Origin of the sequence: uncultured Intestinimonas sp., assembly GCF_944387245.1 — a bacterium.
In the GTDB taxonomy this organism is placed as follows: Bacteria; Bacillota; Clostridia; order Oscillospirales; family Oscillospiraceae; genus Intestinimonas.
Genome location: NZ_CALXEE010000022.1, coordinates 20636 through 32126 on the forward strand (window position 1 = coordinate 20636; position 11491 = coordinate 32126).

General features: G+C 66.1%; 9 protein-coding genes. 2 read left to right on the forward strand and 7 right to left on the reverse strand.

Going from position 1 to position 11491, the window contains the following annotated elements; genetic code table 11:
• The first annotated feature begins 46 nt into the window (after positions 1–46).
• Positions 47–1330: an O-acetylhomoserine aminocarboxypropyltransferase/cysteine synthase family protein gene (locus Q0K15_RS04820; protein WP_294513073.1), complete on the forward strand. Its 1284-nt coding sequence runs from the start codon at positions 47–49 to the stop codon at positions 1328–1330.
• A 64-nt stretch (positions 1331–1394) separates the two neighbouring features.
• Here Q0K15_RS04820 and Q0K15_RS04825 read toward each other — a convergent pair whose 3' ends face one another.
• From Q0K15_RS04825 to Q0K15_RS04855, 7 genes are all read right to left on the reverse strand, one after another.
• Positions 1395–1913: an O-acetyl-ADP-ribose deacetylase gene (locus Q0K15_RS04825; protein WP_294513076.1), complete on the reverse strand. Its 519-nt coding sequence runs from the start codon at positions 1911–1913 to the stop codon at positions 1395–1397.
• Entirely contained in the window at positions 1906–3801 is a 1896-nt protein-coding gene (gene ftsH, locus Q0K15_RS04830; RefSeq protein ID WP_365933262.1) for an ATP-dependent zinc metalloprotease FtsH, read from the reverse strand. The genes Q0K15_RS04825 and ftsH overlap by 8 nt, the downstream gene beginning before the upstream one ends.
• A 36-nt stretch (positions 3802–3837) precedes the next feature.
• Positions 3838–4383 carry a hypoxanthine phosphoribosyltransferase gene (gene hpt / locus Q0K15_RS04835; protein ID WP_294513078.1) on the reverse strand — a complete coding sequence of 182 codons (546 nt, stop codon included), beginning with the start codon at positions 4381–4383 and terminating at the stop codon, positions 3838–3840.
• Positions 4384–4387: 4 nt separating this feature from the next.
• Positions 4388–5809, reverse strand: coding sequence for a tRNA lysidine(34) synthetase TilS (tilS, locus tag Q0K15_RS04840; RefSeq protein WP_294513082.1), 1422 nt, complete (start codon positions 5807–5809; stop codon positions 4388–4390).
• A 2-nt stretch (positions 5810–5811) separates the two neighbouring features.
• Positions 5812–7161: a replicative DNA helicase gene (gene dnaB, locus Q0K15_RS04845; protein ID WP_294513085.1), complete on the reverse strand. Its 1350-nt coding sequence runs from the start codon at positions 7159–7161 to the stop codon at positions 5812–5814.
• A gap of 36 nt (positions 7162–7197) precedes the next feature.
• Positions 7198–7647, reverse strand: a complete 450-nt coding sequence (rplI, locus tag Q0K15_RS04850; protein WP_294513088.1) for a 50S ribosomal protein L9 — start codon at positions 7645–7647, stop codon at positions 7198–7200.
• Positions 7648–7923: 276 nt separating this feature from the next.
• On the reverse strand, positions 7924–9924 hold the full coding sequence (locus tag Q0K15_RS04855; RefSeq protein ID WP_294513092.1) for a DHH family phosphoesterase: 2001 nt from the start codon (positions 9922–9924) through the stop codon (positions 7924–7926).
• 391 nt (positions 9925–10315) lie between these two features.
• Here Q0K15_RS04855 and Q0K15_RS04860 point away from each other — a divergent pair, with 391 nt between their 5' ends.
• Entirely contained in the window at positions 10316–11380 is a 1065-nt protein-coding gene (locus Q0K15_RS04860; protein WP_294513095.1) for a branched-chain amino acid aminotransferase, read from the forward strand.
• Positions 11381–11491: the final 111 nt, after the last annotated feature.

An 11491-nucleotide genomic window follows, 5' to 3' on the forward strand; every position in this document is an offset into this window, starting at 1 on the left:
GTGTAGTCTTAATTCAATTATCCGCTCCAGAAAGGAAGAATGACCCATGTCCGACTACCGTCCCAGCACCAACTGCCTCCACGCCGGTTACGTGCCCGGCAACGGCGAGCCCCGCAACATCCCCATCATCCAGTCCACCACCTTCCGCTACGCCACCGGCGAGGCCATGGGCGCCCTCTTCGATCTGGAGGCCGCCGGCTACTTCTACACCCGGCTCCAGAACCCCACCAGCGACGCCGTGGCCGCCAAGATCTGCGCCCTGGAGGGCGGCACCGCAGCCATGCTCACCTCCTCCGGCCAGGCGGCCAACTTCTTCGCCGTCTTTAACATCGCCTCCTGCGGCGACCACGTGGTGGCCTCCTCCGCCATCTACGGCGGCACCTTCAACCTCTTCGCCGTCACCATGAAGCGCATGGGGGTGGACTTCACCTTTGTGGACCCCAACTGCTCCGACGCCGAGCTGGAGGCCGCCTTCCGGCCCAACACCAAGGCCGTCTTCGGCGAGACCATCGCCAACCCCGCCCTCACCGTGCTGGACATTGAGCGCTTCGCCCAGGCCGCCCACGCCCACGGGGTGCCCCTCATCGTGGACAACACCTTCCCCACCCCCATCAACTGCCGTCCCTTTGAGCACGGTGCCGACATTGTGACCCACTCCACCACCAAGTACATGGACGGCCACGCCAACGCCGTGGGCGGCGCCATCGTGGACTCGGGCAAGTTCGACTGGACCGCCCACGCCGACAAGTTCCCCGGCCTCACCACCCCCGACGAGAGCTACCACGGCATCACCTACACCGAGAAGTTCGGCCTGGGCGGCGCCTATATCACCAAGGCCACCGCCCAGCTCATGCGGGACCTGGGGGCCAGCCCCGCCCCCATGAACGCCTACCTCCTCAACGTGGGCCTGGAGACCCTGCCCCTGCGGATGGCCAAGCACTGCGCCAACGCCCTGGAGGTGGCCCGCTACCTGGAGGGCCACGACAAGGTGGCCTGGGTCAACTACCCCGGTCTGGAGAGCAGTCCCTTCCACGCCCTGGCCCAGAAGTACATGCCCAATGGCACCTGCGGCGTGGTCTCCTTCGGCGTGAAGGGTGGACGTGAGGCCGCCTCCAGGTTCATGGCCGGGCTGAAGCTGGCCTCCATCGCCACCCACGTGGCCGACGCCAAGACCTGCGTCCTCCACCCCGCCTCCACCACCCACCGGCAGATGAACGACGCCGAGCTGGCCGCCGCCGGGGTCTCCCCCGACCTCATCCGCCTCTCCGTGGGCATCGAGGACGCCGCCGACCTCCTGGCCGACCTGGACCAGGCCCTGGCCGCCCTGTAACCCCTTCTGAAAAGCAAAATGCCGCCGTCTCCCATATGGGAGACGGCGGCATTTTTGTACCTGTTCAGCTCTGGGCCAGAGCCCGGTCGTAGGCGGCCTTGGTGGCCGCGTCAAAGCACACGAAGCGCACCCAGTCAAAGTCCTCCGGGTGTTCGTCCAGAAACGCCCGCACCGTCTTGACGGCGATGGGGGCGGCCAGGTTCAGGGGGAAGTGGTAGACCCCGGTGGAGATGGAGGGGAAGGCCACCGTCCGGCAGCCGTGAGCCAGGGCCAGCTCCAGGCAGGAGCGGTAGCAGCCCGCCAGCAGGGCGGGCTCCCCCTGCCCGCCTCCGTGCCAGATGGGTCCAGGGGTATGCAAAACGTATTTTGCAGGCAGATGATAACCTTTTGTGATCTTGGCCTTGCCGGTCTCGCAGCCGTGGAGGGTGCGGCACTCGGCCAGCAGCTCCGGTCCGGCGGCCCGGTGGATGGCGCCGTCCACGCCACCGCCCCCCAGCAAGGAGGTGTTGGCGGCGTTGGCGATGGCGTCGGCCTCCACGGTGGTGATGTCTTCCAGGGTGACCTGGATGACAGGTTTACTCACTGTCCTCCGCCTCCTCAGGCTCCTCCGCCTGCTCCGGGTGGGCCAGGCGGGCCTCTACGGCACCGGGATCGTCAAAGACCTGCTGGAAGGTGGCGCCGTCCATGGTCTCGAACTCCAGCAGATACCGGGCCACCAGCTCCAGAGCCTCCCGTTGATCGGTGAGGATCTGGCGGCAGCGGGCATAGGCGTTGTCGATGAGGGACTTGACCTCCTCGTCGATGATGGCGGCCACTTCCTCGGAGTAGTTCTTGGTCTGGGCCATGCTCCGGCCGATGAAGACCTCGTCGTGGCCGGAGTCAAAGACCACGTTGCCCAGGCGCTGGCTCATGCCGTACCGGGTGACCATGTTCCGGGCGATGTCGGTGGCCCGGCGGATGTCGCTGCCGGCGCCGGTGGAGATATCCCCCAGCACCAGCTCCTCGGCCATGCGGCCGCCCAGCAGGCTGGAGAGCTGCTCGGTGAGCTCCAGCCGGGACCGGTAGCCCCGGTCCTCCTGGGGCAGGGAGATGGTCATGCCGCCGGCGCCCCCGCGGGGGACAATGGTGATCTGGTGGACCGGGTCGGCGGTCTCCAGGGCGTGGCCCACCACGGCGTGGCCCGCCTCATGGTAGGCGGTGAGCTTCCGCTCCCGCTCGATGACGGTCTTGCTCCGCTTCTCCGGGCCGGCGATGACCTTGATGACCGACTCCTGGATGTCGGAGAGGGTGATGAAGGGCTGGTCCTTCCGGGCGGCCAGGAGGGCGGCCTCGTTCATGAGGTTCTCCAGGTCGGCGCCGGTGAAGCCGCCGGTGGACTTGGCCACCTCGTGGAGGTCCACATCCTCGGCCAGGGGCTTTTTCCGGCAGTGGACCTTCAGAATGGCCTCCCGGCCCCTCATGTCGGGGTAGCCCACGTAGACCTGGCGGTCGAACCGGCCGGGGCGCAGGAGGGCGGGGTCCAGAATGTCCACCCGGTTGGTGGCGGCCAGGACGATGACCCCCTCGTTGGCGGAGAAGCCGTCCATCTCCACCAGCAGCTGGTTGAGGGTCTGCTCCCGCTCGTCGTGTCCGCCGCCCAGGCCGGCGCCGCGCTGACGGCCCACGGCGTCGATCTCGTCGATAAAGACGATGGCGGGGCAGTCCTTCTTGGCCTGGTCGAAGAGGTCCCGGACCCGGCTGGCGCCCACGCCCACATAGAGCTCCACGAAGTCGGAGCCGGAGATGGACAGGAAGTTGACCCCGGCTTCGCCGGCCACGGCCTTGGCCAGCAGGGTCTTGCCGGTGCCCGGCGGGCCCACCAGCAGCACGCCCTTGGGGATGCGGGCCCCCAGGGCCACGAACTTCTTGGGGTCCCGGAGGAACTCCACGATCTCCTGGAGCTCCTCCTTCTCCTCGTCGGCCCCGGCCACGTCCTCAAAGGTGACCTTCTTGTCCCCCTGGTCGGAGAGGGTGCGGGTCCGGGCCCGGCCGAAGCGGGCGGTCTTATCGCCGCCGCCGGCCCCGTTCTGCCGGACGAACATGAGGTAGAACATGAACCCGAAGGCCAGCAGGATGCCGGCGTAGGGCAGCATGGACAGCCAGGGGGAGGGGGTGGGATCGTCGGGGTACTCGTAGTCGGTGATGATACCCGCCCGCCACTGGTTCACCACGGTGTCGTTGAAGTCCCGGTAGAAGAGCTCGAAGGAGTAGAGCTCGTAGGTGAGGGTGGTGCCGTCCTTGAGGCCCAGGATCAGGTTGTTGTTCTTGTCCACCACCACGGTTTCCACCTGCTGCTGCTCCAGGGCCCGGCGGACCTGGGCATAGGTGGGCTTCTCCCCAGTGTTCATGTTCTGGAGGGTCCACAGGGTGCCCACCAGGATCACCAGGATGAGGGCGTAAAAGGCCGCGTCGCGCAGCGTGAATTTTTTCAAGAATAAACCACGTCCTTTATGTGGAGTGGGGTATACTCAGGCCTTTTCGTAGACAGCCGGCTTGAGGATCCCGATATAGGGCAGGTTGCGGTACTTCTCCGCGTAGTCCAGGCCGTAGCCCACCACAAAGAGGTCGTCCACGGCAAAGCCGGTGTAGTCGGCGGTGACGGGCTTGGTGCGGCGGGAAGGCTTATCCAGCAGAGTGCACAGCCGGACGGAGGCCGGGTGCCGGGCCTGGAGGAGCTGGAACAGATAGGAGAGGGTATTGCCGCTGTCCAGGATGTCCTCCACCACGATGATGTCCCGGCCCTCGATGCTCTCGGAGAGGTCCTTGGTGATCTTCACCTGGCCGGAGGAGGTGGTGCCGCTGCCGTAGGAGGAGACGGCCATGAAGTCCACGGTGCAGGGGAGGGTGATGGACCGGACCAGATCGGCCATGAAGATGAACGAGCCCCGGAGCACGCTGATGAGCATGGGCTCCTTTCCGGCGTAGTCCTTGTCGATCTGGGCGGCGATCTCGGCCACCCGGTCCTTCAGTTCCTGTTCGGTAAACAAGACCCGTTCGATGTCCTGTTCCAGCATAAGCTCAAATCCTTCCTTCTTTTGAATGAGTCCCCGGAGTCGGGGCGGTTTTACACTGGGTCGCTGGGGCGAGGGGTACCGCCCGGAGTTCCAGGGCGGGTGCGCCGGGGGCGGCCAGGCGGGGGGCGTCGGGGCCGAAGCCCCCCAGCCACACCGGACCTCTCCGGTCGGCCACCACGGGGAGCCGTTCCCGGTCCTGCCGTGGCACCTTGGCGTCGATGAGGAGCTTCTTTACGCTCTTGTGGGGCCGGCCAGGCAGGGTGATGCCGTCCCCCGTCTCCCTGGGCCGGACGGTGAGGGGGCCGTCCAGGGCGGCGGGGTCCAGATAGCACACAAAGGGGTTTTGGGGCGGCTCCGGCGGAGCTTCGGCGGGGCGGCAGACCAGCTTCCAGCCCAGTTCGGGCAGGGCGGTCTCGCCGGGGACGTTCAGGGGGACCGGCGTCCAGCCGTCCCCCTCCGCCGTGGGCTCCAGCACCAGCAGGCCGTAGGCCCGCCGGGCGGTGATGCCGTGGGGCAGGTCCACCGAGCCGGAGGGGTGATCGCTCCGGGCCAGGTCCACCACGCTCAGCAGGTGGGCGGAGCGGTACTGGTGCTCTCCCAGCCGCCCCAGCAGGGCGGCCGCCGCACGGACGGCGATGGGGTCGGGGCTGCGGCCGATGGCGTCGGCGGGGAGGACCAGGCCGCCGGTGACGGTGGGTTCAGCCCCCCGGACGGCGGCCATAGCCTGGGCGGTGAGGTAGTCGTTGTCGGCGCGGAAGTAGCCCACCGTGTCCGAGAGCCGGGAAATGAGGGCCGGATTGAGCTCCTCCAGCAGGGGAATGACCTGGTGGCGGAGCCGGTTCCGGGCATAGGCGGTGTCGGCGTTGGTGCTGTCCTCCACGTGGGGGAGTTGATGCTCCTTCAGGTAGGACAGGATCTCAGCCCGGGTGGTGGTGAGAAAGGGCCGGATCAACTTCCCCCGCCGGGGGCGGATGCCGGTGAGGCCCTGGAGGCCGCTGCCCCGGATGAGGTGGAGGAGCATGGTCTCCACGTTGTCATTGGCGTTGTGGGCGGTGGCGATGAGGTCGGCCCCCACCTTTTCCGCCGTCTCTTCCAGAAAGTCATAGCGCAGGGCCCGGGCGGTCTCCTCGATGCCGGTCCCACGGCGGGCGGCCTCCCCGGAGACGTCGCCGGTACCCACCACGCAGGGCACTTTCCACTCCTTGCACAGCTTTTCCACAAAGGCGGCGTCCCGGTGGGACTCCGCCCCCCGGAGCCGGTGGTCGAAGTGGGCGGCGGTGAGGGTAAAGCCGTCCTCCGTCGCTCGGCCTTTGAGCCAGTGGAGGAGGCACACCGAGTCGGCGCCACCGGAGACGGCGCAGAGGATATGGCTCCCCGGGGTGAGCATGGCGTATTCTTTTGTGAGGGCCTGGGCCTCGTTCAGCATGGTCAGTACTCCTGATGGGTCCGGTCGATGGAGGAGAAGGTGGTGTATTCGGGCAGCCACTGGAGCTCCACCTTCCGGGTCTCGCCGTGGCGGTTCTTGGCGATGATGCACTCGGCCAGGTTGCGGCTTTCGCTGTCCTCATTATAATAGTCGTCCCGGTAGAGGAACATGACGATGTCGGCGTCCTGCTCGATGGCGCCCGACTCACGCAGGTCGGAGAGCATGGGCCGCTTGTCCTGGCGGCTCTCGGGTCCGCGGGAGAGCTGGGAGAGACAGACCACCGGCACGTTGAGCTCCTTGGCCATGATCTTCAGGGCCCGGGAGATGTCGGAGACCACCTGCTGGCGGTTCTCGCCGGCGTACTTCTGCTTGCCCCCCGCCGACTGCATGAGCTGGAGGTAGTCGATGACCACCAGCCCCAGGTCCTCCACCCGGCGGCACTTGGCGTTCATGTCGGCCACCGAAAGGGAGGGGTTGTCGTCGATGAGGATCTTGGACCGGCCCAGAGCGGCGGCGGCCAGGGCCACCTTGTCCCAGTCCTCGTCGGTGAGGCGGCCGGTGACCAGCTTTTTGTTGTCCACAAAGGCCTCGTTGGAGATGAGGCGCATGGCCAGCTGCTCCCGGCTCATTTCCAAAGAGAAAAAGACGGCCGTCTTGCCCGAGAACTTGCCCACCTGGAGGAGGACGTTGAGGGCGAAGGAGGTCTTGCCCATGCCGGGCCGGGCGGCCAGGAGGATGAGGTCGGAGTTGTTGAGGCCGGAGATGGCGCTGTCCACGTCGGGCAGGCCGGTGGACAGGCCCGGCACGGCGGAGTCGGACTTGGAGAGCTCCTCCAGCCGGTCCAGCACGTCCAGCACCACGGAGGAGAGGGGGGTGAGCCCCTGGCTGGAGCGGCCCTGGCGGATAGAATAGATCCGCTGCTCGGCGGCGTCCAGCACCTCCTGTCCGGCGGCGGTGCCCTCCTGGACCATGGCGGTCAGGTCCCCCGCCGTCTCGGCGATGCGCCGGAGGAGGGACTTGTCCTTGACGATGTCCATATACTCCGCCACGTTGGCGGCGGTGGGGGTGACCTCCATGAGCTGGAGGATGTAGCCCCGGGAGGTGTTCTCATCAAAGACGCCGTTCAGGCGCATCTTGTCCAGCACCGTCACCGGGTCCACCGTCTCGGAGAGGGAGAACATGGAGTAGATGGTCTCGTAGATATCCCGGTTCTGCTTGAGGTAGAAGTCCTCGGCCCGCAGCTTTTCGATGACGGCGGGGATGCACCGGGCGTCGATGAGCATGGAGCCCAGTACCGCCTGCTCGGCCTCCACCGAGTGGGGCATCTGCCGGGTCAGCAGCTCTTCATCCATGTTGTCCCTCCTCTCCGGTCTCTGCTTTCAAAGGGATTACTGCTCCTCGGCCACCGTCACGGTGAGGGTGCCGGTAATCTCATAGCCCAGCTTGCACTTGAGCTGGTAGGTGCCGAAGGCCTTGATGGGCTCGTCCTGGACGATCTTGGTCTTGGCGATGTCCAGGCCGAACTGCTCCTTCAGGGCGTCGGAGATCTCCTTGCTGGTGACGGCGCCGAAGAGGCGGCCGCCGGAGCCCGCCTTGGCGGTGAGCTTCACCACGACGTCCTTGAGCTTCTCGGCCACGGCCTGGGCCTCCGCCTTCTCGGCGGCCTCCTGGGCCTTCTTGGCCTTCTCCTGCTGCTTCATGGTGTTCAGGTTCTCGGCGGTGGCCAGCACGGCCAGCTTCCGGGGGAGGAGGAAGTTGCGGGCGTAGCCGTCGCTGGCATCGATGAGCTGGCCCTTCTTGCCCTGGCCCTTCACGTCCTGCTGCAAAATCACTTTCATGGTCATTCATCCTTTCAGGGTGTTGATTTTCAAATTATTTGGGGTGGCTCTGTGGTCAGTCCTCCTCAAAGTACTGGTCAATGGCCCGGAGGAGCTGCCGGAGCACCGCGTTCACGTCCGGGTTCGGCACCTGGGCGCCGGCGGTGGCGGCGTTTCACCCCCAGGCGGCAAGCCGCCCGGGGACCCCGGGACTGCACATCCTCGAGCGGAATGAATCCGCCCTGCGGAAATTCTCCGCTGCGCTCCGAATTTTGCGGCAGCAACGCCGCCCGCCGGTCAGTCCTCCTCAAAGTACTGGTCGATGGCCCGGAGGAGCTGCTGGAGCACCGCGTTCACGTCCGGGTTCGGCACCTGGGCGCCGGCGGTGGCGGCGTTGCCGCCGCCGCCCAGCTTCTCCAGCACCACCTGGACGTTGGTGTTGCCCATGCTGCGGGCGGAGATGATGGTCCGCTCCCCGTCGGCGTCGGGGAAAAGGACGAAGGAGGCGTCGATGCCGCTGATGTTCAGCAGCTCGTCGGCGGCCTGGGCCGCCGTCACCCGGCCCACCGTGTGGTCCACCGCCGTGACGGCGATGTCCCCGTGGTACATCCGGGCGTTGCGGATGATGTCGTAGCGGGAGATGACCCCCGCCAGGTCGTTCTGGAAGAGCTTCTTCACGTCGCCGGTGTCAGCGCCGGAGCGGCGGAGGAAGGCCGCCGCCTCAAAGGTGCGGGTGCCGGTGCGCATGGTAAAGTTCTTGGTGTCCAGCACGATGCCGGCCAGCACCGCCTCGGCCTCGATCTTGAGGAGGTCGGTGGGCTCCAGGATGTACTGGAGCAGCTCGGTGACCAGCTCGCTGGCCGAGGATGCGTAGGGCTCGTGGAAGTTGAGGGCGGCGTTGGAGATATAGGAGGCCGCCCGGCGGTGGTGGTCGATGACGGCCACCCGGGTGCAGCACTCCAGCAGGTCCTGGCTCATGACCTGCTCGGGGCGGTTGGTGTCCACCACCACCAGCAATGTCCGGGGGTCGGCCAGGACGATGGCGTCCTGGGGGGAGAGGAAGGCCTCCTTGTACTCCGGCACCTGGGAGAGCTTCTCCGCCATGTCGGCGGCGGGGTTGGCGCCCCCCTCCTTGATGATGCGGACGGTGACCCCCTTCTTCCGGGCAATGGCGCACACGCCGGCACAGGCGCCGATGCAGTCCAGGTCGGGGAACTTGTGGCCCATGACAAAGACGTAGGAGGAGTCGGCGATGAGCTCGGCCAGGGCGTTGGCCATGACCCGGCTCTTGACCTTGGTGCGCTTTTCCATCTCCTTGTTCCGGCCGCCGTAGAACTCGAAGTTGAACTTGTTCTTCACCACCGCCTGGTCGCCGCCCCGGGACAGCGCCATCTCGATGGAGAGGGAGGCGTACTCGAAGAGCTCGTGGAAGCCGGGGGCGTCCTTGCCCACGCCGATGGACAGTGTGGCGGGCACCGCGCCGGCGGCGGGGATGTCGTGGATGGCGTCCAGCACGTCGAACTTGGTCTCCTGGAAGTGCTTGAGATAGCGCTCCTCGAAGAGAAAGAGGTAGCGGTCCCGGTCGTAGCGGAGGAAGAGTCCGCCGGTGGGGTGGACCCAGGCCGAGAGCCGCTTGTCGATCTCGCTGCGCAGGGCGGCACGGGCGGCCTCGTCGGTGTTCTTCATGGCATCCTCGTAGTTGTCCAGCAGCAGGATGGCCACCACGGGCTGGGAGGCGAAGAACTCCTCCTTCACCTGGGCGTACTCGGTGATCTCCACCCAGTAGGTGGTGGCCAGCATGGCCGTCCGGCTGCGCTTCTCCTCGGAGCGGACCAGGGAGCCGTAGACCAAAAACCGCCGGTCGTCCAGCACCACCTCGCCGGGACAGACGCTCTTGCCCTCCAGGAGCCACCGGGTATCGAAGCCGGGGACCAGGGCGGAGAGGCTGGTGTCGAAAAGGTGCTCCTTGCCGTCGGTGAGCTGGAGGAACCGCTCGTTGGACCAGATGATCTCGTCGGTGTCCGGGTGGAAGATGACCATGGGCAGGGGGGAGTTGATCATGGTGTCCCGGGTGGCCACGTCCATGTTGGCGGTGACCGACTCGATATAGCGGAGCATTTCCCGCTTGCGGATGCTGTTGCTGCGCCGGAGGTAGAGGTAGAGGATAATCACCACCACCCCCTCGATGACCGCCAGGGGGACGGAGAATAAGGCGGAGGCCAGGGCAAAGAGGACCAGGCAGGCCAGGTAGAGGCCCAGACTGGGCTCCAGCAGCCGGGACAGCTTGTTGTTCTTCAAAGGCACACCTCCTTGCACGGACACGAAAGTACAGAAGGCGCAAGACCTCCTGGGCCACTTCCGCCCAAAGGCCTTGCGCCCACAGCGCAGGCAGGCCCCGCAAGCCACTTCCCGCATCGCGTCCGGTTTCGTTCCGTGCCAAACATTATAGCAGATGGGACCGTGGATTACAAGCACGGCGGCACAGGCTTTGTCCCTCTTTCCCGCAGTTTTTCCACACCCGGTGGAAGGATGACGGCATCCGGGGGAAAAATTCCGGGGATTTCCGTCAGATTCTCTATTGCTTTAAAGTAGTAACACTGCTATAATCATCCTAATATCGGTCCCGGCGAGACTGGCGGGCCTCCGTCCGCCTCCTCGAGGCCCACTGCATTTTTAGGAGGCATCCACCATGGAGGAGATCAAGATCCAGCGCACCGATCATCCCGCGGCCAAGCCCGACGCCCACGGCCTGGGCTTCGGCAAGGTTTTTTCCGACCACATGTTCCTGCTCAACTATGACAAGGGCCAGGGCTGGCACGACCCCCGGGTCGTACCTTACGGTCCCTTTACGCTGGCTCCCTCCGCCATGGTGTTCCACTATGCCCAGGAAGTCTTCGAGGGCCTGAAGGCCTACCGTACCGCCGACGGCACCGTCCAGCTCTTCCGCCCCATCGACAACGCCCGGCGCCTGAAGGACTCCTGCGAGCGCCTGTGCATCCCCCCCATCCCCGAGGAGGACTTCGTGGAGGCCGTGAAGACCCTGGTGAAGGTGGACATCGACTGGGTGCCTGACGTCCCCGGCACCAGCCTCTACATCCGCCCCTTCATCATCGCCACCGACGCCAGCCTGGGCGTCCACGCCTCTCACAGCTATATCTTCTGCATCATCACCGGCCCCGTGGGTGCCTACTACGCCGCCGGCATCAACCCGGTGAAGATCTACGTGGAGTCCGACGACGTCCGCGCCGTCAAGGGCGGCACCGGCTACACCAAGTGCGGCGGCAACTACGCCGCCTCCATCCGGGCCGGTGAGCGGGCCGAGGAGCAGGGCTATGCCCAGGTGCTGTGGCTGGACGGCGTCCACCGCAAGTACATCGAAGAAGTGGGCTCCATGAACGTCATGTTCAAGATCGACGGCAAGATCGTCACCCCCATGCTCACCGGCTCCGTGCTGCCCGGCATCACCCGCCGCTCCTGCATCGAGCTGCTCAAGAGCTGGGGCTATGAGGTGGAGGAGCGGCTCATCACCGCCCAGGAGCTCTTCGACGCCGCCAAGGCCGGCAAGCTGGACGAGGCCTGGGGCACCGGCACCGCCGCCGTGGTCTCCCCCATCGGCGAGATGGGCTGGGAGGACCAGCACGTGGTGGTCAACGGCGGCCAGATCGGCCCCGTCACCCAGAAGCTTTACGACACCCTCACCGGTATCCAGTGGGGCACTCAGCCCGACCCCTACGGCTGGGTGGTCAAGCTCTAATCGACGCCAAAAAGGCCGCGGACCTCAGGTCCGCGGCCTCAGCTTGTCGAAAAAGTAGGAATGCCTCAGATTTTGTGCAAGAGCCTCGCAGAGTTCTGTCGTCCGCAGACG

Excerpts from the sequence above, each read along its gene's own strand:
- Q0K15_RS04820 (WP_294513073.1), top strand. The coding sequence starts at position 47 with ATGTCCGACTACCGTCCCAGCACCAACTGCCTCCACGCCGGTTACGTG.
- hpt (WP_294513078.1), bottom strand. The coding sequence starts at position 4,383 with ATGCTGGAACAGGACATCGAACGGGTCTTGTTTACCGAACAGGAACTG.
- tilS (WP_294513082.1), bottom strand. The coding sequence starts at position 5,809 with ATGCTGAACGAGGCCCAGGCCCTCACAAAAGAATACGCCATGCTCACC.
- dnaB (WP_294513085.1), bottom strand. The coding sequence starts at position 7,161 with ATGGATGAAGAGCTGCTGACCCGGCAGATGCCCCACTCGGTGGAGGCC.
- rplI (WP_294513088.1), bottom strand. The coding sequence starts at position 7,647 with ATGAAAGTGATTTTGCAGCAGGACGTGAAGGGCCAGGGCAAGAAGGGC.
- Q0K15_RS04860 (WP_294513095.1), top strand. The coding sequence starts at position 10,316 with ATGGAGGAGATCAAGATCCAGCGCACCGATCATCCCGCGGCCAAGCCC.